General features: G+C 70.0%; 20 protein-coding genes. 13 read left to right on the top strand and 7 right to left on the bottom strand.

Going from position 1 to position 23850, the window contains the following annotated elements:
• Positions 1–6 precede the first annotated feature (6 nt).
• From MKK70_RS04540 to MKK70_RS04525, 4 genes are all read left to right on the top strand, one after another.
• A complete protein-coding gene (locus MKK70_RS04540) occupies positions 7–687 on the top strand; it encodes a response regulator transcription factor (protein WP_147843851.1) in 681 nt (226 codons plus the stop codon).
• Complete coding sequence (locus MKK70_RS04535) at positions 684–2033, top strand: sensor histidine kinase (RefSeq protein ID WP_243946046.1); 1350 nt, start codon at positions 684–686, stop codon at positions 2031–2033. Before MKK70_RS04540 ends, MKK70_RS04535 begins: the two co-directional genes overlap by 4 nt.
• Before the next feature lie 656 nt (positions 2034–2689).
• Positions 2690–4414, top strand: a complete 1725-nt coding sequence (locus MKK70_RS04530; protein ID WP_243946044.1) for a putative bifunctional diguanylate cyclase/phosphodiesterase — start codon at positions 2690–2692, stop codon at positions 4412–4414.
• A 26-nt stretch (positions 4415–4440) separates the two neighbouring features.
• The gene (locus MKK70_RS04525; protein ID WP_243946042.1) at positions 4441–5376 is read left to right on the top strand and encodes a BLUF domain-containing protein; all 936 of its coding nucleotides are present in this window, start codon (positions 4441–4443) and stop codon (positions 5374–5376) included.
• Between the two features lie 89 nt (positions 5377–5465).
• On the opposite strand, the gene MKK70_RS04520 is transcribed toward MKK70_RS04525, so the two are convergent.
• Positions 5466–6692 carry a lytic murein transglycosylase gene (locus MKK70_RS04520; RefSeq protein WP_243946040.1) on the bottom strand — a complete coding sequence of 409 codons (1227 nt, stop codon included), beginning with the start codon at positions 6690–6692 and terminating at the stop codon, positions 5466–5468.
• 163 nt (positions 6693–6855) lie between these two features.
• Between MKK70_RS04520 and MKK70_RS04515 the strand changes: the two genes are divergently transcribed.
• From MKK70_RS04515 to MKK70_RS04485, 7 genes are all read left to right on the top strand, one after another.
• Positions 6856–8292 (top strand): carotenoid oxygenase family protein, encoded by a 1437-nt coding sequence (locus MKK70_RS04515; protein ID WP_243946038.1) that lies wholly within the window; start codon positions 6856–6858, stop codon positions 8290–8292.
• A 364-nt stretch (positions 8293–8656) separates the two neighbouring features.
• Entirely contained in the window at positions 8657–10000 is a 1344-nt protein-coding gene (ugpB, locus tag MKK70_RS04510) for a sn-glycerol-3-phosphate ABC transporter substrate-binding protein UgpB (protein WP_243946036.1), read from the top strand.
• Between the two features lie 30 nt (positions 10001–10030).
• Positions 10031–10912 (top strand): ABC transporter permease subunit, encoded by an 882-nt coding sequence (locus MKK70_RS04505; protein WP_243946034.1) that lies wholly within the window; start codon positions 10031–10033, stop codon positions 10910–10912.
• 11 nt (positions 10913–10923) lie between these two features.
• Positions 10924–11745: a sn-glycerol-3-phosphate ABC transporter permease UgpE gene (gene ugpE / locus MKK70_RS04500; RefSeq protein WP_243946032.1), complete on the top strand. Its 822-nt coding sequence runs from the start codon at positions 10924–10926 to the stop codon at positions 11743–11745.
• Positions 11745–12860 (top strand): ABC transporter ATP-binding protein, encoded by a 1116-nt coding sequence (locus tag MKK70_RS04495; RefSeq protein WP_243946030.1) that lies wholly within the window; start codon positions 11745–11747, stop codon positions 12858–12860. Before ugpE ends, MKK70_RS04495 begins: the two co-directional genes overlap by 1 nt.
• 26 nt (positions 12861–12886) lie before the next feature.
• Complete coding sequence (locus MKK70_RS04490) at positions 12887–13933, top strand: alpha/beta hydrolase (RefSeq protein ID WP_243946028.1); 1047 nt, start codon at positions 12887–12889, stop codon at positions 13931–13933.
• Between the two features lie 198 nt (positions 13934–14131).
• The gene (locus MKK70_RS04485) at positions 14132–15634 is read left to right on the top strand and encodes a short-chain fatty acid transporter (RefSeq protein WP_243946026.1); all 1503 of its coding nucleotides are present in this window, start codon (positions 14132–14134) and stop codon (positions 15632–15634) included.
• Positions 15635–15653: 19 nt separating this feature from the next.
• Here the strand turns inward: MKK70_RS04485 and MKK70_RS04480 are convergent, their stop codons facing one another.
• From MKK70_RS04480 to MKK70_RS04465, 4 genes are all read right to left on the bottom strand, one after another.
• The gene (locus tag MKK70_RS04480; RefSeq protein ID WP_243946024.1) at positions 15654–16433 is read right to left on the bottom strand and encodes a DeoR/GlpR family DNA-binding transcription regulator; all 780 of its coding nucleotides are present in this window, start codon (positions 16431–16433) and stop codon (positions 15654–15656) included.
• A 155-nt stretch (positions 16434–16588) separates the two neighbouring features.
• The gene (gene pdxA / locus MKK70_RS04475) at positions 16589–17596 is read right to left on the bottom strand and encodes a 4-hydroxythreonine-4-phosphate dehydrogenase PdxA (RefSeq protein WP_147726469.1); all 1008 of its coding nucleotides are present in this window, start codon (positions 17594–17596) and stop codon (positions 16589–16591) included.
• Complete coding sequence (locus tag MKK70_RS04470) at positions 17593–18900, bottom strand: four-carbon acid sugar kinase family protein (protein WP_243946022.1); 1308 nt, start codon at positions 18898–18900, stop codon at positions 17593–17595. The genes pdxA and MKK70_RS04470 overlap by 4 nt, the downstream gene beginning before the upstream one ends.
• Before the next feature lies 1 nt (position 18901).
• The gene (locus MKK70_RS04465; protein WP_279593283.1) at positions 18902–19942 is read right to left on the bottom strand and encodes a 2-keto-3-deoxygluconate permease; all 1041 of its coding nucleotides are present in this window, start codon (positions 19940–19942) and stop codon (positions 18902–18904) included.
• A 406-nt stretch (positions 19943–20348) separates the two neighbouring features.
• Between MKK70_RS04465 and MKK70_RS04460 the strand changes: the two genes are divergently transcribed.
• Positions 20349–20729 (top strand): ComEA family DNA-binding protein, encoded by a 381-nt coding sequence (locus MKK70_RS04460; protein ID WP_243946020.1) that lies wholly within the window; start codon positions 20349–20351, stop codon positions 20727–20729.
• Positions 20730–20861: 132 nt separating this feature from the next.
• Here the strand turns inward: MKK70_RS04460 and MKK70_RS04455 are convergent, their stop codons facing one another.
• Together MKK70_RS04455 and MKK70_RS04450 are read right to left on the bottom strand one after the other, a co-directional pair.
• Positions 20862–22139 (bottom strand): cation:proton antiporter, encoded by a 1278-nt coding sequence (locus MKK70_RS04455; RefSeq protein ID WP_243946018.1) that lies wholly within the window; start codon positions 22137–22139, stop codon positions 20862–20864.
• Between the two features lie 350 nt (positions 22140–22489).
• On the bottom strand, positions 22490–22960 hold the full coding sequence (locus tag MKK70_RS04450; protein WP_243946016.1) for a regulator: 471 nt from the start codon (positions 22958–22960) through the stop codon (positions 22490–22492).
• Positions 22961–23397: 437 nt separating this feature from the next.
• On the opposite strand from MKK70_RS04450, the gene MKK70_RS04445 reads away from it, so the two are divergent.
• Positions 23398–23772, top strand: a complete 375-nt coding sequence (locus MKK70_RS04445) for a response regulator (RefSeq protein WP_147858502.1) — start codon at positions 23398–23400, stop codon at positions 23770–23772.
• Positions 23773–23850: the final 78 nt, after the last annotated feature.

Here is a 23850-nt window from a genome sequence, read left to right as displayed (position 1 = left end):
CGTCCGATGCGGGTGCTAGTCGTCGAGGACGAGCCCCGCATCGCCGCGGACGTGAGCGCTGGCCTGGAGCGTGCCGGCTACGTTGTGGACGTCGTCGCGGATGGCGAGGCCGCGTGGTTCCGCGCCGAGACCGAGACCTACGACGCGATGGTGCTGGACTTGGGCCTGCCGCGCCTCGATGGCCTCGGCGTGCTCCGCCGCCTGCGCGCGGCCGGCACGATGGTCCCCGTGCTGATCCTCACCGCGCGCGATGGCTGGCGGGAGCGCGTGGAGGGCATCGACGCAGGCGCCGACGACTACCTCGCCAAGCCATTTCGAATGGAAGAGCTCGCAGCGCGGCTGCGCGCAATCCTGCGGCGCACCGCCGGCCACGCTTCGCCGGTGCTGCGCGCCGGCGCCGTTGAGCTCGATACGCGCACCCGGGCCGTCAGCGTCGCCGGTCGCGAGATCGACCTGACCGCGTTGGAGTACCGCCTGCTCGCTTTCCTTATGCACCAGCAGGGACAGGTGGTTCCGGCCGGCGAACTTCTCGACCACCTCCACGGCGTCGGAAGCGACCGCGAGGCCAACGCACTCGAGGCGCTGTTGACGCGGTTGCGACGCAAGCTCGGGCCGGGAATGATCGAGACCCGGCGCGGCCAGGGGTACCTCGTCCCCGCCGACCAACCGAAGGCGCCTGGCCGTTGAGGGCGGACTCCCTGCGCCTGCGCCTCGGGATCACCGGCGCCGCCTTGATCAGCCTCGCTCTGCTGCTGGCCGGCTTCGGCCTGACGATCATCTTCGACCGCGTGCTGGACGCCCGAACGGCCGACGAGCTCGACCGCTCGGCCAAGCTCATCGCCGGGCGCGTCGGACTGGCTTCGGACGGTGCCCCGACCCTGTCGCGCGAGCCGCCGGATCCGCGGTTCGCCACACCCTATGGCGGCCTGTACTGGCAGGTCGAGACGCCGGACCGGCGGTCCCTGCGATCGCGCTCGCTTTGGGACAAGAGGCTCGAATCGTCGGGCCTGGACACGGGTGATGCGCCGATGGTCGCCGATGCGACGGGACCGGATGGGGGGCGGCTCCTGTCCCTATCGCGACCGGTCGAGATCGATGGGGCCGGTGGAACGGCGACACGGTTGCGGGTCACCGTCGCCGAGGATCGGCGTGGACTGGCCGCGAGCCGGTCGACGTTCCTGCGCCTTCTTATGCCGTCGCTCGCCGCGCTGTTCGTTGTGCTGACCCTGGCGATGGCGGTCTTCGTCCATCGCGCGCTGACGCCATTTCGAACGTTGCGCGCGAGCCTTGCCGCGGTGCATGCCGGAACGCGCGAACGCCTCCCGGACGTCTTCCCGGACGAGGTTCGTCCGCTCGTGGCCGACCTCAATTCGTTGCTCGACGCACAGGAACGGGCGCTCAAGCGAGCGGAGGCCGGCGCGGCGGACATGGCACACGGACTGAAGACGCCGTTGGCCGTCATCGACGCCCTGATGCGCAGGCTCTCCGCAACGGAACCGGTTGTGGCGCAGCAGATCGCGGAACAGACACAGGCGATGGGCGGTCAGGTCGAGCGCACGCTGTCTCGAGCGCGCCTCGCGGGTGCTCGGGACCTGCGTCGCAGATCCTGTGGCGTGGCGGCGGTCGTGGACAGGCTCGTCGCCACGATGCGGCGGCTTCCCGAGGGCGACTCACTGGTCTGGGACGTATCTGTCCCTGCCGATCTGTCTTACCCGGGCGACGAGGGCGAGCTGATGGAGGTTCTGGGCAACCTGCTCGACAACGCGCGCAAGTGGGCACACCGGCGTGTGCGCGTCACCGGGACGCCGGACGGGGCGGGAGGCCGCTTGTCGGTCAGCGACGATGGGCCGGGGATGGACCCCACGGCCCTGGCCGGGCTGGGCCGTGGGGTGCGCTGGGACGAAAGCCGACCGGGCACCGGTTTCGGGTTGGCGATCGCCCGCGACGTAGCCGAGGCAGCCGGTGCCCGGATGGCATTCGGCGAGGCCGCCGAGGGGGGACTGATGGTCGAGATGGTTTGGTCCTCCGGCTGAGGTCTTCGGCAGTCTTCCGCCGGCAGGGGACAGTCGAGACCGCCAGGGTGGTTATCCAGGCGGCTCCGCGAGCCACCTGGCCCGAGACGGCCCTTGCCGGCGCTGCCGGGACGCAGAGGCGGCCGTTGACGCTTCGAGCTCGAATCGAACGTCTGGTTCAAGGCCAAACGTCGGACGGGATCGACGCTTTACCCCGGAAGCGGACATCCGTTTTCTGCCGTTCCGGCAGCGGTCCGTTTCCCCCGTCACCGCGGTGGATCGCGCAGAATTTGCGAGTTTGGCAGCTGCGGATGCCGGCGTGCGACCACCTTGCACGCCGCCGGGAACATCAAGTCCGTGCGTGTCGACCCCGGTATCCGGCGTCGCCTCAGGTGCCGGATGCCTGCGTTCGACAGTCGATCCAAGTTCGACCTACCGGCTCCCGATGAACCGCTGCCGGAGGGCGTCGGCTTTGCCGCCAGTCCGTTGCTGCCGATACCATGGCAGCCAAGGCCGTCGACCTGCGCGGTGGCGACAGGTTCGAATGGCGGCTGATTGCAACTTGAGAGCGCGAATTCAACGCCCAGTGTAGCCTCTAATTAAGAATTCTACCTCTATAAATAAGTGCTTCCATTCGGCACGCTCGCTGGGCGGCCTGAGATCGGGTCCGATGTGCCATGAGCGCTGAACGGCACTACCTTGGCGCTGCCCGGTGCGAGACGCCGCGGAGCCTGCGGCCGAACGCGGGCGCCCCCTCCCACACCTGGGCGCGCTATCTCGACGTGATCCGGCACGGGCTGCTGATGATCGACGATGCGGGGCGCGTGATCGTCTCGAATGCGCCGGCCGAGCGCCTGCTGACCAACTTCCTGCCGCCTTCGCGCGAACCGGGTGCCAGGCCGTTGCTTCGCGCCCTGTGCGCCGGGACTGCGAAACCGAGGCGCGAGGTCTTCCGATCCTTGCGCCAGGGACGCGATCGTCGCACGGCCGTTTCGTTCGAGGTCAGGGATCAGGGGCTCACGCTGCAGGTCGAGCTGAATCCTGCAGAGGAACAGGGTTGGATCGCGACGATCGAGGACGTCAGCGCGCGCAAAGCCAGCGAGGCGCGCGCCGACGAGGCGGCACGCCAGGATCCGCTCACCGGCTTGCCGAACCGCCTGCTCCTGCAGGAACGACTCTCCGAGGCCCTCGTGCGCCTCCATCGCAACGGCGAGAAGTGCGCGCTTCTCCTCGTCGACCTCGATCGCTTCAAGCCCGTCAACGACACGCTCGGCCACCCGATCGGCGACGCGCTCCTGAAGAAGGTCGCCGATCGACTGCGCTCGGCCGTGCGGCCCACCGACACCGTCGCCCGGATCGGCGGCGACGAGTTCATCATCGTGCAGGCAGGCATCCGCGAGGCCAGCGACACGCAGGCCCTGGCTCGGCGCCTCGTCGACCTGATCGGCCGAACCTACATGATCGACGGGCATCTCCTGACGATCGGGGCCAGCGTCGGCGTCGCGTTGGCGCCCAACGACGGGGACGCCTCCGAGACGCTCCTGAAGAACGCCGACCTGGCCCTCTACCGGGCCAAGGTCGACGGACGCGGCACGTACCGCTTCTTCGAGCCCGAGATGGACGCGCGCATGCAGGCGCGCCGCCGGCTGGAGCTCGACATGCGTCAGGCGCTCGCCCGCCGCGAGTTCCAGCTGCACTACCAGCCGCAGATGCAGCTCGACGGCGATCGGCTGATCGGCTGCGAGGCCCTGATCCGCTGGAAGCATCCCGAGCGCGGGGCGGTCTCACCACTGGACTTCATCCCGCTGGCCGAGGAGATCGGCCTGATCGTGCCGATCGGCGACTGGGTCATCCGGCAGGCCTGCCGCGACGCGATGCACTGGCCGGCGCACATGGCGGTGGCCGTGAACGTGTCCCCGGCCCAGTTCAAGAGCGACCGCCTGGTCGAGACGATCATGTCGGCGCTTGCCGGCTCGGGCTTGCCCGCCCGGCGCCTGGAGGTCGAGATCACCGAGGGCGTGCTGCTTCAGGAGAACGAGAAGACGCTGCGGACGCTGCATCGGCTGCGCGAGCTCGGCGTCCGCGTGTCGATGGATGATTTCGGCACGGGCTACTCCTCCCTGAGCTACCTGCGCTCGTTCCCCTTCGACAAGATCAAGATCGACCGCTCCTTCGTGAAGGACCTGTCGAGCAAGCCGGACGGCGACGCAATCATCAGGGCCATCGCGGGCCTCGGCAAGAGCCTGGGCATGACGACGGTCGCCGAAGGCGTCGAGACGCCGGAGCAGATGCAGCGCATCCGCGAAGAGGGCTGCACCGACGTGCAGGGCTATCTCATCAGCAGGCCGATACCGGCCGACGACCTCATGACCTTCCTCGCGAGCTACCCGCCGCACGCGTGATCCACCCCAGTCCCGGATAGTCTCTGATGAGCGAACTCTATCGCCTGGTCTACGCGAGCAAGAACCTGCTGAAGGGATCGGAGGCCGAGATGACGGCATCGATCACGCAGATCCTCGCGGCGTCGCAACGGAACAACGTCGAGTCGGACGTGACCGGCGCGCTGATGTTCAATGCGGGGGCGTTCGCCCAGGTTCTGGAGGGACCGCGCCGCGAGGTCGAGGAGACGTTCGAGCGGATCCAGTGCGACGATCGGCACGGCGACGTGACGGTCCTCCAATGCGGGCCGGCCGAGAAGCGCGGCTTCGCGAACTGGTCGATGGCCTTCGTCGGCCAGTCCGCCGGGGGACAGGCGCAATTCAGCCAGCTGGCGGCCGAGAGCGGCTTCGACCTCTCGCGCCTGGACGGCGACGCCGTGTTCGCGATGCTGCACGGGCTCGTGCTGGAGGAGGAGCGGGTGCCGGCACCCGCGCCGATCGCTTCGCCGTCCGAGGATCTGCCCGCAACGGGCCTCGATGTCGAGCAGCTGCGAACGGAGATCGCGCAGCTTCGGCGAGAGGATGCGGCCCCCCGGATCCCGCCGGCGCCCGACGCGGTCCTGGCCGGCCCGATCGCGGTCGTCGGCCCGCGCGCCCGCCCGGGAGGCGACGCGACGGGCTCGGCGGGCGGCGCGGCGGACGCTGCCTTGTCCGTGCTCAAGACCGCCCTGGCGCGCGAGCGGCAACGGACGAGCGAGCTTCGGACGGAGATCGACGCGCTTGAGGTCGCGCTGGCCTTGCACCAGGACCAGATGGACGCCCTGCGGGCGGAACGGGACCGCTGGGCCGAGCGCGCACGCCTTCTTGCCGCGGCGATGGTCCAGGAGGCGGGCGACGTCCGGACGTCGCCCGATCATGCGAGCGCCGGGTCCAGGGAGCCGACATCCGCCGCGGCGCCGGGCGCGGCCCGTCGCCTGCGCGCCTAGAGCCTGCTCCAGCGAGGGGGATGCCCCGGTGATCCGATCGCGGGCCGGCGCGAATACGGACCGTCGTCCACGCCCGCCGGCGCCGGACGTCAGGGCGACGTCCGCAGCCGCTCCAGCAGGGCGACGTCGGCATAGCCGTCCGGACGGAGGCCGGTCGAGGCCTGGTAGGCGCGGATCGCGGCCCGCGTCTTCGGACCGATCCGGCCGTCCACGGCGCCGGCCGTGTGGCCGTGCGCGTCCAGGCCGATCTGAAGGTCGCGGCGCTCGGCTTCGGTCAGGACGCGGTCGCCACGGGGCCAGTCGCGGGCGAAAGCGGCCTGCCCGCGAAGGCGGTCCGACAGGTGCGCGACGGTGAGCGCGTAGGACAGCGACGTGTTGTAGCGCAGGATCACCGAGAAGTTCGGCCGCAGCAGGAAGGCCGGGCCGCCCGCGCCCGCGGGGACGACGAGGGTGGCCTGCGCGACGCCGTCCGCTTTGCGATCGGGGACGGGCGTCGCGCCGAGCGCGCGCCAAGCGTCGAGGCTGCGCGGGGTGGTCTCGTCCGCCAGCGCGTAGTCGAAGCTTTCTCCCAGCACGGCTTCGCCGCCCCAGGGCTCGTTGCCGCGCCAGCCCATGGCGACGAGGTAGTTCGCCGTCGAAGCGAGGGCATCGGGCACCGACCAGAGGTCGCGCCGGCCGTCGCCGTCGAAATCCACGGCGTGGGCGCGGTAGACGCTCGGCATGAACTGGGTATGCCCCATGGCGCCGGCCCAGGAGCCGGTCAGGCGCGCGGGCGGCACATCCCCTTGCGCGAGGATCCGAAGCGCCTCGACGAGCTCGTCGCGCCAGTAGCCCGGTCGGCCTGGATCGCCGCAGGCCAGCGTCGCGAGCGATTGCACCACCGGACGGACGATCGCGGCGTCGTCGAGGACTTTGCCGTAGCCCGACTCGACGCCCCAGAAGGCCACGAGGGTGAAGCGGTCGACGCCGGTGCGCCGCTCGATCGCCTCGAGGACCGCGGCCCATTCCTCGAGCTTGCGCTGCCCTTCGGCGATGGTCGCCTCGGTGATCGTGGCGTCGAGGTAGGCCCAGATCGGCTTGACGAACTCGGCTTGGCCGCGGGTCGCCGCCAGCACGTCCGGGTTGGGCGTCAAGCCGACGAGCTGCCCGTCCGCCCAGGCCGGCGGCACCCCGCGGGCCTGGGCGTCGGCGGCGATCCTGCCCAGGCAGTCGGCCCAGGGCGATGTCTCCGACACGGTTCCAGAGGGTGCCGGGCCGGCCGTCGCCAGGGCCATCGGGAGGGCTGCGGCGCGGAGCAGGCGGGCGAGGCGCATCATCGGTTCTCCGCGTCGGGGCGGCGATCGCATTGCCGGAGGAAGCCCCTCGGCCCTATGTCGGTTCTCGATCCCGCTCAAGGCGCGCGTGCGGTCGCGACCCGGCGCATCCGTCACGGTTCATCACGGCTCTCGTCCCCGCACCGCCCTTGGAACCCCTCGACCGATGCCGAACCGTCTCACGTCGACCGTCCGCGCCGCCGCCGAGGGGCTCGTCGCGCTGGTGGCGGCCGGCAACCGGCTGCGCCTGCCGGGGACGGCGCACCCCTTCGTGGTCGGCGTCCACGCGCCGATGCGCGCGGAGCTGACGCTGCGGGACCTGCCCGTGACCGGGACGATCCCATCGGGGCTCGACGGGCGCTACCTCAAGATGGGCGCCAACCCGGCCCGCCCGACGACGCGCGGCCACGATTGGTTCCTGGGCGACGGCATGGTGCACGGCCTCCGCGTCGCGGGCGGCAAGGCCCTGTGGTACCGCAACCGCTGGATCGGCTCGCGGGCGGCCTCGGCGGCGCTCGGCCGGCCCGCCGCCCCCGGACCGCGCCGGGGCGACGACACCGTCAACACCAACGTCGTCGAGATCGGCGGCCGCGCCTTCGCCCTGGTCGAGGCCGGCAGCTATCCGGTCGCGCTGTCCGAGGATCTGGAGACGCAGCTTTACGATCCGTTCGAGGGGACGCTCGCCGGCTCCTTCACCGGGCATCCGCACGGCGACCCCGAGACCGGCGAGACGCATGCCATCGCCTACGACGGACGGATCTGGGACAGCGTGCGCCACGTCGTCGTCTCGCCCGCCGGCCGCGTCGTGCGCGACGTCTCGATCCCGGTCGAGCACGGCCCCTGCATCCACGATTGCGCGATCACGGCGCGCTTCGCGGTGGTGCTGGACCTGCCCCTTACCTTCTCGATGCGGGCGGTGCTGGCCGGCCACCGCTTCCCGTTCCGCTGGAACCCTGCCCACCGCGCGCGCCTCGGCCTGCTCCCCCGGCACGGGACGGCCGCCGACATCACATGGTGCGCCCTCGATCCATGCTTCGTGTTCCACGTCGCCAACGCCTACGACGACGCGGACGGGCGGGTGGTCCTCGACGTCGTCGCCTACGAGAGCGTGTTCGCCTCGGCAGGCGGCGGCCTCGACAGGCCGGGCCGGCTGGAGCGCTGGACCGTCGACCCCGCGACGGGGCGGGTCGACCGGCGGGTGGTTGATCCGGCGGCGCAGGAGTTTCCGCGGATCGACGAGCGCCGCTTCGGGCGACCCCACCGCTACGTCTACGCGGTCTCGGTCCCCGCCGACGGCAACACGCAGCTCGAAGGCGCGACGCAGATCTACAAGCACGATCTGGCGCGCGGGGCGCGGCGCGTGCACGAATTCGGTACCGGCCGCGTCCCGGGGGAGTTCGTCTTCGTGCCGGCGCGGCCGGAGGCCGGCGAGGACGAGGGATGGCTGATCGGGCTCGTCGTCGACACGGCGCGCGACACGACCGACTTCGTCGTCCTCGATGCGCGCGCGTTCGAGGCGCCGCCCGTCGCCACGATCCACCTCGGGCACCGGATCCCGCCGGGCTTCCACGGCAACTGGTTTCCCGCGCGCGATCCGGCGTGAACGGTCGCTGAGGTTGACCCCGATCACCGCGTCGATGCCCGAGGGCGTGATCGCGCTCCAGCCGCATACAGCGGCGAAAGCCATCGAACGCCGTAAGCGAGTGCTGCGATGCAAGGCGAGCCGACGGCGCCTCCGGCGGGGCGGCGAAGCCGGCAAAACGACCACGAGGCGCGCGAAGCGGGGATGGCTCCTCCGACGCCTGAAGCCAAATCGCGGGACCGCACGGCGTGGCGCTTTATTCCGCTGGTCGGTCCGTGCATGATGAAGGCATGAGCGTCGCGCCGTCCGGTGCGGGTGCCGTGGGATCGCATCTCAAGCCCGAGGACAACGGGCAGGGCGGTTCCGCCGACGGGGAGGGTTTCGGATGGATCGTCGCGTCCTGTTGGCCGGCGTCGGCGGTCTTGCCGCGTGGGCTGCGCTTCGCCCGTCGGCCTCCGTCTCCGCCGGCGACAGGACGCGCATCGTGCTCTGGCATGCGATGTCGGGCGCGAACGGCGAGGAGGTCGAGCGGCTGACGCGCGACTTCAACGCGAGCCAGTCCGATGTCACCCTCGAGGCGGTGTTCAAGGGCACCTATCCCGAGACGCTGACGGCGGCGATCGCGGCCTACCGCGCCGGCAGGGCGCCGCACGTCGTCCAGATCTTCGAGGTCGGCACGGGCACGATGCTGCAGGCTGGCGCCGCCATCAAGCCGGCCTGGAAGCTGGCGGAGGAGACCGGGCTCGCACTCGATCCCAAGGCCTACATCCCAGGCGTGCGGGGATACTACAGCTTGGCCGACGGCAAGCTCGCCTCGATGCCCTTCAACTCCTCGACGGCGGTCATGTGGTACAACCGCGACGCCTTCGAGAAGGCGGGGCTCGACCCGGACGCGCCGCCGGCCACCTACGACGACTTCGCCAAGGCGGCCCGCACCCTCGCCTCCAAGGCGGCCACGCCCATCGCCAGCACCTCCGCCTGGATGACCTGGATCCAGTTCGAGGAATACGCCGCGATCCAGAACCTCGCCTACGCCACCGAGAACGACGGCTACGACGGCCTCGGCGCGGAACTGCTCATCAACACCAAGCCGTTCGTCGACCAGCTCCAGCGCTTCCTGGACCTGTCGAAGGACGGCGCCTTCAAGTACGCCGGCCGCGACGGCGCGCCCGATGCGGTCTTCTATTCCGGGCAGGCCGCGATCGGCTTCGGCTCGTCCTCGGGCCGTGCCGACATCGTCAAGAACGCCAAGTTCCGTTACGCCGAGGCCTTCCTGCCGACCGAGCCGGCGCTGAATCCGCGCCCGAACAACTCCATCATCGGCGGCGCCAGCCTGTGGGCGATGACGGCGCCGAAGCGCAGCGAGGCCGAATACAAGGGCGTCGCGGCCTTCTACGCTTTCATCGCGAAGCCCGAGCAGGTTGCCCTCTACGCCCAGAACACCGGCTACGTTCCGGTGACGGTCGCGGGCTACGCGGCCACGAAGCAGGCGGGCTACTTCGACAAAAATCCCGGCACCGACGTGCCGGCGCGGCAGCTCTCCCGCGGGGAGCTGACCCCGAACTCGCGCGGCCTGCGCCTCGGCCGCCTGCCGGAGATCCGCGCGATCCTTTACGAGGAGATCGAGAAGGCGCTCCAGGGCCAGCAGACGGCGCAATCGGCGATGGACGCCGCCGCCGCGCGCGGGAACCGCGTCCTGCGCGACTTCCAGAAATCCGCGCGCGGCTGACGCGGCGGACCGGCGGAAGGCACGCGTGAGATGGAACGACGGACGCTGTTCCCGGGCCGGGTGCTCCCGGCGCTGCTGATCCTGCCGCAACTGGTGCTGACCGGCGTCTTCTTCCTGTGGCCGGCCATCCAGGCGATCAAATCGAGCCTGGAGCGCGAGGACGCCTTCGGCACCAGCACGGAATTCGTCGGTCTCGACAACTTCGTCGACCTGTTCGGCGATCCGCTCTACCTCGCCGCGATCGGGCGGACGCTGGTGTTCTGCGCCTGCGTGACCGGGATCGCGATGGGCGTGGCGCTCGGGCTCGCGGTCCTGGCCGATACCGAGATTCGGGGGCGCGCCTTCTACCGCACGATGCTGATCTGGCCCTACGCGGTGGCGCCGGCCATGGCGGCCGTGCTGTGGGTGCTGATGTTCCACCCGCAGATCGGTCTCGTCGGGGCGTGGCTGAACCGGATCGGGATCGCCTGGGACTACAAGCTCGACGGCACGCAGGCCATGGGGCTCGTAATTCTGGCCGCCGCGTGGAAACAGGTCAGCTACAACTTCATCTTCTTCCTGGCGGGCCTCCAGGCCATCCCGAAGACGATCATCGAGGCGGCCCGCATCGACGGCGCCCGCGGCGTCCGCCGGTTCCGCACCATCGTCCTGCCGCTGCTGATGCCGACCGTCTACTTCCTGCTCGTGGTCGACCTCGTCTACGCGGCCTTCGACACCTTCGCGACCGTCTACGCGGTGAACGGCGGAGGGCCCGGCCAGTCGACCCAGACGCTCGTCCTCAAGGTGTACCTCGACGGCGTCGTCAATGCGAACGCCGGCTCGTCCTCCGCGCAATCCGTGGTGCTGATGGCCGGCGTCATCGTCCTCTGCGCCCTGCAGTTCCGGTTCCTCGGGCGAAAGGCCGCCACCTGATGCGCCGGAGGATGCCCCCTCTGATCCCGTATGCCGTGCTGATCCTGGCGATCCTGCTCTTCGCCCTGCCGATCTGGATCGCCGTCGCGGGCTCGACCCAGGATTCGGCCGCGATCGCCCGCGGCGAGGTCTCGCTCGTCCCGCGCCTCTCCGGCCTCGGCATCTACCGCGACGTGCTGGTGAACGGGTCGGCGGGGGCCGGGCCGGTCTGGCGCTCGCTGCTCGTCTCGGCCGCGATGGCGCTGGCGATCGCGTTCGGAAAGATCGCCCTGTCGCTGCCCTCGGCCTATGCGGTCACCTTCTTCCGCTTTCCCTTCCGCATGACCGCCTTCTGGCTGATCTTCCTGACGCTGATGCTGCCGGTCGAGGTGCGGCTGATCCCGACCTTCCAGGTCATGGCCTCCCTCGATCTCATCAACAGCTTCACGGGGCTGACGATCCCCCTCGTCGCCTCCGCCACGGCGACGCTGCTGTTCCGGCAGACGTTCCTCGCGGTTCCGGACGAGCTCGTGGAGGCGGCGCGCATGGACGGGGCCGGGCCCCTGCGCTTCCTGCGGGACATCCTGATCCCGGTCTCGGGCGCCAACATCGCGGCGTTGTTCGTCATCCTGTTCGTCTACGGGTGGAACCAGTACCTGTGGCCGCTCCTGGTCGCGACCGATCCGAAGCTCGACACGGTGGTCATCAGCATCGTCAAGATGGTCGGCGTCGACACCGCCACCGAATGGAACAAGGTCATGGCGACGGCGGTGCTGGCGCTGGTCCCGCCGGTCGCGGTGGTGCTCCTCATGCAGCGCTGGTTCGTGAAGGGCCTGACGGAGGGCGACAAGTGATGGCGGGCCTGAAACTCGACGGCCTGCGCAAGCGCTTCGGCAACAACGAGATCCTGAAGGGCGTCGACCTCGCCCTGGCGGACGGCGAGATGCTGGTCATCGTCGGCGCGTCGGGCTGCGGGAAATCCACCCTCCTGCGCATCGTGGCGGGGCTCGAGACGCCGACCGCCGGGCGCGTCCTGATCGACGGGCGCGACGTCACCAACCTCGACCCGTCGGCGCGCGACATCGCCATGGTGTTCCCGAACTACGCCCTGTACCCGCACATGAGCGTGTTCGAGAACATGGCCTACGCGCTGAAGATCCGCGGCCTTCCCCGCTCCGAGATCCGGGCTAAGGTCGATGCGGCCTCGGCCCTCCTGGGCCTGGAGGCGCTGCTCGAGCGCAAGCCGCGCCAGCTGTCCGGCGGCCAGCGCCAGCGGGTCGCCATGGGGCGCGCCATCGTCCGCGACCCGAAGCTGTTCCTGTTCGACGAGCCGCTGTCGAACCTCGACGCGAAGCTCAGGGTGCAGATGCGCGGCGAGATCCGCCGCCTCCAGCGCCGGCTGAAGGTGACGAGCCTCTACGTCACGCACGATCAGGTCGAGGCGATGACGCTCGGCGACCGGCTGCTCGTGATGCACCAGGGCGTGCCGGTGCAGCTGGCGACGCCGACGGAGGTGTTCGAGCGCCCGGCTGACACCTACGTCGCGGGCTTCATCGGCTCGCCGGCGATGAACCTGCTTCCCGGCACCCTCGGTCGCGACGGGACGTCGGTGCGGGTGGCGGACGCGGACGTCGCGCTCGGGGCCTGGCGGTTCGACCGGCCCGACGGCCACCGGGTGGTCCTGGGCATCCGGCCGGAGCATGTCGTGCTCGACGCATCGGGCTGGACCTGGCCGGTCGAGGTCGTGGAACTGCTCGGGTCCGAGATGCTGGTGCATGCCGGACGCCCGGGCGGGGCGTCGCTCACGCTCAAGATCGCCAACGGCGCGCCCGTGGGCGACGCCATCCGGGTGTCGTTTCCCGCAGCCCATATCCACGTCTTCGACGAGGCGACCGGCTTGCGGATCGAGCCGGCCCTCGCATCCTCGCGCGCGATGGAAGCCGGCTCGCGTGCGGATGCGAGAGCCTGACCCTGTTCCATCGGAGGACGCACCGCATGCGCATCGTGACCGCCATCCTCCTCGCCTGCCTCGCGGGCCCGTCCGCGGCGTTGGCGCAGGCGGCGCCGCCCTCGCCCCGCGAGGTGCCGGCCAAGACGATTCCTGTACCGGACACCGTGAGCCCGGCCCTGCAGGCGATCATCGCCCAGCCGCTGCGGACGAACTGGGACAAGCCGCCGACGACCCCGGACGGCTGGAAGCAGCTCTCGGACGGCTTCGCGACGCTTGCCGCCCCGCAGATCGGGCCGATGTCCGAGCGTCTGCGGGTGACCGTGGCGCCCACGACGATCGACGGCGTGCGGGCGTACACGATCACCCCGACCGACATCCCCGCCGCGAACCGGGAGCGGATCGCGATCCACGTCCACGGCGGCTGCTACGTCCTCAACCCCCGCGAGGCCGCCCTGCCGGAGGCCATGCTACTGGCCGGCTTCGGCCGGATGAAAGTGATCGCGGTCGACTACCGGATGCCGCCGGAGGCGTTCTTTCCGGCGGCGCTCGACGACGGCATGACGGTCTTCAAGGCCGTGCTTCGGACCACCGCCCCCGGCCGGATCGCGGTCTTCGGAAGCTCGGCCGGCGGCGCGTTGACCCTCGCGATGATGCTGCGGGCGAAGGCGGAAGGCCTGCCGCTGCCCGGGGCCATCGCACCCGGCACGCCGATGTCGGACGCGACGCAACGCGGCGACTCGTTCCAGACCAACGCGAGGGTGGACAACGTGCTGGTCTCGCCGGCCGGATTCTGCGACGCGGCCACGAAATTCTACGCCGCGGGGCACGATCTCTCCGATCCCCTGCTTTCGCCGATCAACGGCGACGTGCGCGGGTTCCCGCCGACGATCCTGACGACGGGCACGCGCGACCTCCTCCTGTCGAACACCGTCCGGATGCACCGCAAGCTTCGGCAGGCCGGGGTCGAGGCCGCGCTCCAGGTCTTCGAGGGGCAGTCGCACGCGCAGTTCTACCGGGACGATCGCGTGCCGGAGGTGAAGGAGGCGTTCGAAGAGATCGCGTCCTTCCTCGACCGGCATCTCGCGCGCTGAACCCGGGGCCGCCACGTCGCCCGCGACAGGCCGCGGGCGACGTGGCCTGCGGGGATGCGGCGGGCCGCAGACGAATCGGCCGCCTCCACGATCGCGGCCGCCTGTCACGATCTTGATCGGGGCACGCCGTCGAGGTCGAGCGAGGGCGTGTCATCCATGCGGCTCCGGCCGCGAAGAGCCGAAGCCCAGAGGACATCCATGGCGATCGCGCCCATTGATCCGGCCCCGTCCAAGCCCCGCCCCTCCAAGCCTGTGCCGTCCAAGCCCGCGCCGGCAACGGATCCCGGAACCGTGCCGGCGGCCGGCACGCTCGAGCGCCTCGGCATCCGATTCACCGCCTGGGCGGAGCGCTGGTTTCCGGACGCCTTCATCTTCGTCGCCATCGCGGTGGTCGTCGTCGCCCTCGGCGTCCTGGCCAACGGCGCGCCGGCGGCGTCCGTCGCCAAGAGCTTCGGGGACGGGTTCTGGAGCCTGATCCCCTTCACCATGCAGATGGCCTTCGTCACCATCGGCGGCTACGTCGTGGCGGTCTCGCCGCCGGTGCGGGCGCTGATCGAGCGCATGGCGCAGGTGCCCCGGACCGGGCGCGGGGCGGTCGGCTTCGTGGCGGGCGCGACGATGCTCTCGTCGTTCCTCAGCTGGGGCCTCAGCCTGATCTTCGGCGGCCTGCTGGTCCGGGCGCTCGCCCGGCGGACGGACCTCCGGATGGATTACCGGGCCGCGGGCGCGGCGGCCTATCTCGGGCTCGGCGCGACCTGGGCGCTCGGTCTCAGCTCCTCGGCGGCGCAGCTCCAGGCCAACCCTGCGAGCCTGACCAAGAGCCTGCTCGCGATCTCCGGCGTGATCCCGTTCAGCGAGACCATCTTCCTGTGGCAGTCGATGCTGATCGCGGCGATCCTGTTCGTCGTCTCGGTGGCGATCGCCTACGCCTCGGCGCCGCGCGGGGCGACGGCCGTCACCGCCGAGACCCTGGGCGTCGACGTGAGCCGCGAGTCGACCGACATCCCGCCGCCGCGCCAGCCCGGGGAGTGGCTGGAGCATTCGCCGCTCCTGACGATTCTCCTCGTGGTGATCGCCGGCGGCTGGATCGTGCAGGAATTCGCCCGTCAGTCGTGGATCGTCGCGATCTCGAACCTCAACACCTACAACCTGCTGTTCCTCACCCTGGGCCTGCTGCTGCACTGGCGGCCGAAGCGCTTCCTCGTGGCCGTCTCGAAGTCGGTGCCGGCGATCGCGGGCATCCTGATCCAGTATCCGCTCTACGCGGCGATCAGCGGGATGCTGACCGTGCCGAAGAACGCGGCCGGCGCCTCGGCGTCCGATGCGATCACCCATGCCTTCGTCAACCTCAACACCGCCGGCACCTTCCCGCTGACGATGGGCGTCTACTCGGCGATCCTCGGCTTCTTCGTGCCCTCGGGCGGCGGCAAGTGGCTGCTCGAGGCGCCCTACGTGCTCCAGGCAGCCAACGAGCTGAAGGTCCACCTCGGCTGGGCGGTGATGATCTACAACGCCGCCGAGGCGCTGCCGAACCTGATCAACCCGTTCTGGATGCTGCCGCTGGTCGGCATCATCGGCCTGAAGGCGCGGGACATCGTCGGCTTCAGCTTCCTCCAGCTCATCGTGCACCTGCCGCTGGTGCTGTTCCTGCTCTGGGCCCTGGCCTTCACGTTGACCTACCATCCGCCCGTCATGCCGTGAGGGCGAGGCGGCGGGAGGGTCAGATCTTGCGCGATGCGCCATGGCCGACGAGGACGGCGGCGCCGGCATCCGCGAGACGCTGCATCTGATCCTTCGGCGCGTCCGAATTCGTGACCAGCGTCCAGCGATGCGGCAGAGCCGCCCAGGCGTTCTGCTCGGCCCGGCCGAGCTTGCTCGCGTCGGCGAGCACGATCACCCCGTTCGCCTGGCGCATCATCAGGGATTTGAGCGCCACCTGATCGAGGCTCGCCTCGCAGAGGCCGCGCCCCGCCACCACCCCGTCGGCGCTGAGGACGACGTGATCCGCGGTCATGAGGCGAAGCGCCTCGACGGCGAGGGGGCCGACCGTGCTCATGCTGGTGGCCCGCAAGGCGCCTCCCAGGACCACGAGCTCGATCCCCGGCGCCTCGGCGAGGGCGGGGAGCAGGGCGAGGTTGTTGGTGACGATGCGCAGGCGGCGCTTGGCGAGGAGCTGCCCGAATGCGGCGACCGTGGAGCCGGCATCGAGGATCAGCGTGTCGCCGTCCTCGACCAGCGTGATCGCCTTGCGGGCGATGGCGAGCTTCTCGGGCCCGTTTACGGCCATCCGCTCGGCCAAGGTCGTCTCGACCGGGTGGCCGGCGAGGATCGCGCCGCCGTAGGTCCGGCGGACGGCCCGGGTGGCGGAGAGGACCTGGAGGTCGCGCCGGACCGTGGAGGCGGAGACGTCCAGGCGGGCGGCGACGTCGTCGACGTCGATCTCGCCGAGCTTCAGCGCCTCCAGCAGCAGCGCCTGACGCGCCTTGCTCCGCATCGACATGAGGACGACGACCCTACCGAGATGATCCGGTGCGCCCGATCCGACCCGGACGATCCCTTCGGGACGGCGGATCCGGGCGCGGCACGGGCTCGCCCGATCCGCTCTCCGCTCCGATCGAGGGGAGGGCGCATCATGCCGAAGGTCGGGCCGGCTGGCTATGCGGAAGCCGGTGCCGCCTTCGGCGCGAGGTCGACCGCCTGTCGCAGGGCCTCCATCAGGCTGCGCTCGTCGGCGACGCCCTTGCCGGCGATGTCGAAGGCGGTCCCGTGGTCGACCGAGGTGCGGATCACGGGAAGGCCCACGGTGATGTTCACGCCGGCCTCGAGACCGAGCACCTTGATCGGGCCGTGACCCTGATCGTGGTACATCGCGACGACCATGTCGTAGTCGCCGCGTCCGGCGAGGAAGAACAGCGTGTCGGCCGGCAGCGGGCCGCGCACGTCCCACCCCCGGGCCCGACAGGCCTCGACCGCCGGCGTGATCTTCTCCGCCTCCTCGCCGTGGCCGAACAGCCCGTTCTCGCCCGCGTGCGGGTTGATCGCGCAGACGCCGATCTTCGGGTTCGCGATCCCGGCCTTCACCAGCACCGCGTGCCCCCGCGCGATCACGCGCTCGACCAAGCCGGGCTCGATCTTCGCGATCGCGTCGACGAGGCCGATATGGGTCGTGACGTGGATCACCCGAAGTTTGGGCGAGACCAGCATCATCGAGACCTCCGGCGTGCCGGTCAGGTGGGCCAGCATCTCGGTATGACCGGGGAACTTGTGGCCGGCGGCATGAAGCGCCTCCTTGGACAAGGGCGCGGTGCAGATCCCGCCGGCCTCGCCCGCCTGCACCAGCTCGACGGCCTTGGCGATGAAGCGGTAGGCCGCCTCGCCGCCGACCGGCGACACCTGCCCGAACGGCAGGTCGGCGGGGACGACCTTGAGGTCGATGCATTGCACCGCCCCCGTGTCGAAGTCGGCTTCGCCGACATCGGCCAGGGCATCGACCGGCACCCGCGATCCGACGATCTCGCCCGCCTGCCGCAGGCGCCCGGCATCGCCGACGACCAGCGGACGGCACAGGGCCTGGACCTCGGCATGGGCAAGCGCCTTCATGATGATCTCGGGGCCGATGCCGGCCGGGTCACCCATGGTGATGGCGATGGTCGGACGTGTCATGAGAAGCTTCCTTCGATGCGGACCGCACGCAAGCGCTCGCGGATGCGGATGAGGCTGTCGGCGTCGCCGAAGGCGCCCGCCTTCGTCGCGACGGGGATGGCGAGGCGGCCGAGCGTGAGGCCGAGGGACACGCCGGGCTCGATCTCGTCGACGAGTCGAATCCCGTCGACGCCGAAGCGCGAGAGGAGGGCGGAGGCGGTCTCGCCCCCGGTGGCCGCGAACGCGCCGATCGCGGCGCCCAACGGCGCGAGCGCGTCGGCGAGGGCATGCACGAGGCGAGGGCCGAGGGCCATGTCGGGAACGCCCGCCATCGCGATCTCGACCAGGACGTCGTGCCCGGCGGCGATCGCGATCGCGACGCGTGCGACCGCAGCGGCCAACTCGCCCGGATCGCCGAGAAGGGTCTCGGACGAAACGGGCAGGTGGACGACGCCGTCGAGCGCCGCGAGCTTGCGGGTGGCCGCCCGGGAGGTCGTCGCAAGCGATCCCACCACGATCAAGCTGCCGCCCCGGCGCGACGCGATCCGCAAGGGCGCAAGCGCCGGTCTCGCCTCGACCGCTGCGAGGGCGTGGGCGAGGCCGGCGCTGCCGACGAAGAACGGCGCCAGCCCGCCCGACGGGCCCGCGGCGGCGATGCGCAGGCCCTCGGCGGCGATGCGCAGGCCCGCGGCGGCGATGCGATCGAGATCCGCCTGGGTCTCGGCATCGCAGACGGCGACGACGTCGCCCGTGGCGGCGACCTGCCCGAGCGCCGACGCGAAGCCCGGGCCGCGCACCGTGACCAGCGGCACGGCCGTCGTCCGGATCCCGGCCGTGCCCAGCACGAAAGCTAGGTCGGCGTTGGCGTAGCTGTGGTCCCGTGCCCAGACCTCGGCCTCCTCGAGGGGGCGCCCGTCGACCTGGACGCGCCCGCCGACGGTCGTCCGCCCGGTGGCCGGAAAGGCCGGGGCGCAGATCCCGAGCACGGTTCCGGCGAAGCCGGCCTCGGCGCGGCCCTTCAGGTGACGGAGCGCGGCGGCGGTCTCTGCGGCGGGCTGGCCGCGCAGGGTCGAGTCGATCTTCTTGAAGAGGATCCGGTCCGGATCATGGAGGCGCCTCAGGCATTGGGCGTGCCGCTGCGCGGCAGCCGCGGCGGAGAGGCCCCGGCTGTCGGCATCGTAGGACAGCACCGGGAGATCCGCCGACCCGCATCCCGTCGCGGTTCCCCACGTCACCGCCGCCGCTCGGCCGCGACGACCGAAGGCGATGGCGCAATCGGCGGCGCCGGTCAGGTCGTCGGCGAGGATGAGCCAGCGCTCGGCCATGTCAGCGCCCGGCGACGACGCGGTCCGGCTCGGCCGTGCGGCCGGCAGGCGCGCTCCCCGTGACCTCCGCGATTTCGCCGTCGGCCCCCACGGGATCGCCGAACCGCCGCGCGGCCCAGGCGGTCGCCACGGGGACGAGGATGGCCGTGACGACGACGCAGGCGGCCACCAGGATCGTCGCCGGACCTGCGGCGTCGGCATAGGCCGGGTTGGCCGAGGCCACGATCGCGGGCACCGCCGCGGCGTTGCCGGCCGTCGAGGCGGCGGCGATCCCCGCGACCCCGGTCCCGCCGGTGAGCCGGTCCGCGAAGAAGAGCGGGATGCCCGTCACGACCACCACGGCGACGCCCATGGCGAGGCCGAGGAGGCCCGCCTGCCAGACCTTGGTGAGGTCGAGCCCCGCACCGAGCGCGAAGGCGAAGAACGGGATCATCACCGGGATGGCGCGGCCGAGGAAGGCGCGCATCTCGCGGTCGAGGTTGCCGATGATCATGCCGACGAGGAGCGGCAGGATGGCGCCGACCAGCGTCTGCCAGGGAAAGGCCGAGAGTCCCGCGACCCCGAGCGTGACCATGGTGAGGAACGGCCCGCTCTCCAGCGACATGACCGTGTAGGCGCCCACGTCGCGCGGGCGGCCGTACTGGCCCATCAGCGCCATGTAGAGGCCGCCGTTCGTGTCGTTCATCGCGGCGACCACGGCCAGGGTGGACAGGCCCGCGAACATGCCTGCGGCGACCGGCGCCTCGCCCAGGACGCGTCCGAAGACCAGGCCCAGAAGCACGGCGATGCCGACCTTCACGAGCAGCAGGGTGCCGCCCTTCCTGGCGATGTACGGCGTCGCGCGGAAATCGATGCTCGCCCCCATGCACACGTAGAAGACGGCCAGGATCGTCAGCGCCCCGGAGAACAGGGCGCCCGTGAACGAGCCGAAAAGCTTCGGCGTGCCGGGGAAGAAGGTGGCGATGAGCGCCCCGGCGAGCAACGGAACCACCATCATGCCGCCGGGCACGGCTTCGATCGCCCGCTTGATCGGGATCTGCATCTCGGGCTCCTCCCTGCGCATTTTGCGCAGATTTTTTCATTCTTGCGCCGATCAAACCCACAACGAGGTCATGCGGCGCATTCATTCTGCACTATTTGCGCAGTTTGTCTACAAAGTCGTTCAAACCGCGCGATCCTAAACGTTCGACCAGCACGACAGATGCCGCATGGGGCGTTGTGTCGATCCTAGACAGGTGACGCGCACGCGGCGCGAAGACGTTGCGTGGGGCGAGGCGGTTGTGACTGGTCCAAGGGCCACGCGCGATGCGGTGCTCGGCCGACGGCGGCCTCTCCGACCCGTCGCCCGGACAAGCCTTTCAAGGCCGTCGGTCAGGTCCCCGCCTGCTGGCGCCGGTATCCGCCCGGCGTCGTGCCGACCCGGCGGACGAACGCACGCCGATGTGGCCATGGACATCTCCCGCCCCGGCGCGCGCAGCCAGCTCGCGGAGCATGGGGACGTGATGCAGATCCTGCCGGTGGTTTCGGCCGATTCGAACGGCCTCTCTCGATTCCTCGGGATCGGGACCGGTGCGTCACCCGAGCCTGAAACCCATGGCTCCCCTTCCGGCTTTCCCCATTCCACAGAAAGGCGTGAGATGATCGACCTGAACACCGCGACCGCTGAAGAACTCGACACCGTAGCGGCGTTGAGGGGCCACGGCTTCGAGATCGTGCGGTACCGTGAGGAGCGTGGCCGTTTCACCAGTCTGCGGCAGCTCGACGAAGTGCCAGGTCTCAGTGTCAAGACGGGCGGCGTCGAGCGCGACGTCGATGTCGACAAGACCTAGAGTATTATCGAGTGAGGTGGATCGCGGCTCGCGTGAAGAGAATGCGATCCCACAACAAGATAGAGCATTTTGCGTGATCCAGGGATCACGCAAAATGTTCTGGCGTCCGGAACCCTCGCTGGCACCCGCGTCTCAGGGGTGGGACAGGGTCAGGTCGAGCTGCGCGCTTTCGGTATCCCGTCCCATCCGCCGATCCAGCGCTCGCAGGACCGGCGTGACCGAGACCCCATGCATGAGGATGGAGATCAGCACGGTCAGGCTGGCCGTGGCCCAGAGAAGGTCCGCCTGTGCGAACGTCGCGTGGCCCATGGCGAAGGACAGGTAGTAGACCGTCCCAAGGCCGCGGATGCCGAAGAAGCTGATTACCGCACGATCCTCGCGGGATCGACCGCTACCGAGAAGACCGAGCCAGCACGCGAGGGGTCGAACGACCAGTATCGCGATCAAGGCGAAGGCGGCGGCTGTCCATGTGAGGGCCTGGAGCAGCCCTCCGGCGGCCAGCATGGCTCCGAAGCCCACGAGAAGCACCATCATCAGCAGGCGCTCGAGCTCCTCGGCATAGCTGTGCATCTTGCGGTGATAGTCATGCCCGTGGCTGGAGGCGCGCAGGGCCAGGGCCGCCGCGAAGACGCCGACGAAGCCGTAACCGTCGACGGCCTGGACGCAGCCATAGGCGATGCAGGTCACCCCGAGGGCGACGAAGCCGTCGCCGGTCCGGGACAGCTTCGAGACGTTGGGCAGATGGAAGGTCAACCATCCCAAGGCCCGCCCGATCAGCGCCCCGAGGACGGCGCCGACGAGGATCTTCCAAAGGACGTCGATCGCGAACCAGTGTGACCAGGGTACGCCGGCAAAGCCACTCGTCCCCGCAAGGGCGATGGCGAGGTTCACGAAGGGGAAGGCAAGCCCGTCGTTGAGGCCGGCCTCGGAGGTCAGGGCGAAGCGGGGCTCGTCCTCGTTGTCCTCGGCAGGCTCTCCGACTTGGACGTCGGAAGCGAGCACCGGGTCGGTGGGTGCCAGCGCCGAGGCGAGAAGCAGGGCTCCCGCAGCGCCCAACCCGAGCAGGGCCGACCCAAGGAGGGTCAGGGCCAGGATGGTGAGCGGCATGCCGATGCCGAGCAGACGCCAAGTCATCGACCAGCGCTTCCAGCCGATGAAACGGTCGATCTTCAGACCAGCTCCCATCAGCGAGATGACGACCACCGCCTCGGTCGCGTGCTCGACGAGCGTGGGGTGCGTGCCGGGATGCGGGGTGAGCTCGCCGATGGCAGGGACGAGCGACAGGGCGGCACCGATGCCGACGCAGCAGATCGGCAAGGACAGGGGCAGGACCCGGAGCACCATCGGCAGCCATGCCGTCAGAAGCACCAGGACACCGAACCCGGCGACGACGAGGACATAGGTTTCCATTTCAGGGCGAACCGTCCCAGGTGCGGTCACGTTCCCGATACCGGCTCCTCTGCGACCCTGGCGACCTGCGGGGCCACCACAAACTATCGTCGATTTCCGACCGTCGGCCGCGGGAAGCGGTTCGAATTCGCGGCAGAGCGGGACTCCAAGCCCATCTGCAGGCGAGAGTCACCGACAAGGACAAGCTGACGGCAGGGCAGAAGGCCGAACGTCGCAGCCGCGCGGTGGCGGAACCACGCCCTCGCTACGACGCTCCGGCCACGCGAAGTTGCGGTTGGGCCAACGGTTTTTCGCGGTTTGGAACGCTGCCTCGCCGGGAATGCAGCTCGCTTTCCCGGCGCTCGATGGGGTCATGCCACTCGAGCGGCGACCTTCGCGAAGGTGCCGGTCGCGATCTGCTCTTGGAGCTGCGCCTTGAAGTCCGCGATGCCGAGGACCTGAACGGGATTGCCCGCATCGTCGAGAAACTCGTAGAGCGCATCCTCGATATTGCGGTTGCTGAAGAAGACGATCGCATCCTCGTCGCCGCCACCCTCCATGTGGGGGTCGGCGTTCGCGACGCCCGAGACGTAGCTGCCCGTCGGACGGGTCTCCTTCAGGGTTCCGTCCTCGCGGTAGAACCTCAACTCACCTTGCATCACCAGCGTCACGTAGGGGCTCTTGTGCCGGTGTAGCATCACCCGCTGGTTGGCGGCGAACTTGAACACGACGTCGACGATGCGGTTCTCCTCGTCGACCTTGTAGACGAAGAAGGCGATGTGCGGCAGCCAGTCCAGGGTCCGCCAGGTGATGTTGGTTTCGTCGAACGTATGTTCGGACATTTTGTTTCCTTCCGTTCCCCCATCCCGCCGCACTCGGCGGACGCGCTGTTTTCAGCTGCTTCGGATGGTTCGACGTAGACGCAACGTCCTCCGCGATGAATCGATACGCGGCTTTTTGGCCGATCCGTCATGCGTCCGACGTCACCGGGCGATCATGTCCGCCCGTGACATGGGCCTCCGGTCAGCGTCTCTCGCTCCGCCTCGGGACTGCCATGGCCTCGATGAAGTTGCGGATTTCCGTCTGGCGCTTGTCGCCGTCCGTGACCTGGTCGTCCGGGCCGAGGCGCCAGGCGAGGTCCCGGGACATAACCCGCCAAGGTCGTCCCGGCTCCGGTCGCGCTTTCCCCGATCTCTTCAGGTCGAGACCGGCATGCGCGACGCTTCAGCCCAGGGATGCCTCGGCTGCAACAAACGTGCGGATGGCTCGTTGATCGCCCATGTCCGCGAAGCGCCCCTTGGATGCCTCGGTGATCCTCGTGGTCGAGGACGACGATCGCGTTCGCCTATGCGCCGCCGAGATGCTTGAGGACGCAGGCCTGACGGTGATCGAGGCCGGCAACGCCGATGAGGCTTGGGACATCCTCGAACGGCGCTCGGATGTCGGGGTGCTGTTCACCGACATCGACATGCCCGGCTCGATGTGCGGCAAGACGCTGGCGGAGCGCGTCTACGCCTCGTGGCCGGATATCCGATTGGTCCTGACCTCCGGGCGACACCGCTTGGCGGATGAGGAGGTCCCCGATCACGGCCACTTCGTGTCCAAGCCCTACAGCACGCGGGATGTCGTGGAGGCCGTCGCGGACGCCAAGTAGGGCGCCCTCGACGTCAAGGTTGGTGCCAAGCCCCTCGTCGACAAGGCCATGGGGAGGCGTGATGCAGGCAAGGGCGGC

The sequence above is a fragment of the Methylobacterium sp. E-041 genome (assembly GCF_022829665.1).
Classification (GTDB): Bacteria; Pseudomonadota; Alphaproteobacteria; order Rhizobiales; family Beijerinckiaceae; genus Methylobacterium.
The sequence above is the reverse complement of the archived record's forward strand: the minus strand, read 5'-3'. Positions and strand labels throughout refer to the sequence as shown.

What these genes read in the sequence shown, in the direction of transcription:
- MKK70_RS04540 (WP_147843851.1), top strand. Translation starts at nt 7, where the DNA reads ATGCGGGTGCTAGTCGTCGAGGACGAGCCCCGCATCGCCGCGGACGTG.
- MKK70_RS04530 (WP_243946044.1), top strand. Translation starts at nt 2,690, where the DNA reads ATGAGCGCTGAACGGCACTACCTTGGCGCTGCCCGGTGCGAGACGCCG.
- MKK70_RS04525 (WP_243946042.1), top strand. Translation starts at nt 4,441, where the DNA reads ATGAGCGAACTCTATCGCCTGGTCTACGCGAGCAAGAACCTGCTGAAG.
- MKK70_RS04520 (WP_243946040.1), bottom strand. Translation starts at nt 6,692, where the DNA reads ATGATGCGCCTCGCCCGCCTGCTCCGCGCCGCAGCCCTCCCGATGGCC.
- MKK70_RS04515 (WP_243946038.1), top strand. Translation starts at nt 6,856, where the DNA reads ATGCCGAACCGTCTCACGTCGACCGTCCGCGCCGCCGCCGAGGGGCTC.
- ugpB (WP_243946036.1), top strand. Translation starts at nt 8,657, where the DNA reads ATGGATCGTCGCGTCCTGTTGGCCGGCGTCGGCGGTCTTGCCGCGTGG.
- MKK70_RS04505 (WP_243946034.1), top strand. Translation starts at nt 10,031, where the DNA reads ATGGAACGACGGACGCTGTTCCCGGGCCGGGTGCTCCCGGCGCTGCTG.
- ugpE (WP_243946032.1), top strand. Translation starts at nt 10,924, where the DNA reads ATGCCCCCTCTGATCCCGTATGCCGTGCTGATCCTGGCGATCCTGCTC.
- MKK70_RS04495 (WP_243946030.1), top strand. Translation starts at nt 11,745, where the DNA reads ATGGCGGGCCTGAAACTCGACGGCCTGCGCAAGCGCTTCGGCAACAAC.
- MKK70_RS04490 (WP_243946028.1), top strand. Translation starts at nt 12,887, where the DNA reads ATGCGCATCGTGACCGCCATCCTCCTCGCCTGCCTCGCGGGCCCGTCC.
- MKK70_RS04485 (WP_243946026.1), top strand. Translation starts at nt 14,132, where the DNA reads ATGGCGATCGCGCCCATTGATCCGGCCCCGTCCAAGCCCCGCCCCTCC.
- MKK70_RS04480 (WP_243946024.1), bottom strand. Translation starts at nt 16,433, where the DNA reads ATGTCGATGCGGAGCAAGGCGCGTCAGGCGCTGCTGCTGGAGGCGCTG.
- pdxA (WP_147726469.1), bottom strand. Translation starts at nt 17,596, where the DNA reads ATGACACGTCCGACCATCGCCATCACCATGGGTGACCCGGCCGGCATC.
- MKK70_RS04470 (WP_243946022.1), bottom strand. Translation starts at nt 18,900, where the DNA reads ATGGCCGAGCGCTGGCTCATCCTCGCCGACGACCTGACCGGCGCCGCC.
- MKK70_RS04465 (WP_279593283.1), bottom strand. Translation starts at nt 19,942, where the DNA reads ATGCAGATCCCGATCAAGCGGGCGATCGAAGCCGTGCCCGGCGGCATG.
- MKK70_RS04460 (WP_243946020.1), top strand. Translation starts at nt 20,349, where the DNA reads ATGGACATCTCCCGCCCCGGCGCGCGCAGCCAGCTCGCGGAGCATGGG.
- MKK70_RS04455 (WP_243946018.1), bottom strand. Translation starts at nt 22,139, where the DNA reads ATGGAAACCTATGTCCTCGTCGTCGCCGGGTTCGGTGTCCTGGTGCTT.
- MKK70_RS04450 (WP_243946016.1), bottom strand. Translation starts at nt 22,960, where the DNA reads ATGTCCGAACATACGTTCGACGAAACCAACATCACCTGGCGGACCCTG.
- MKK70_RS04445 (WP_147858502.1), top strand. Translation starts at nt 23,398, where the DNA reads ATGTCCGCGAAGCGCCCCTTGGATGCCTCGGTGATCCTCGTGGTCGAG.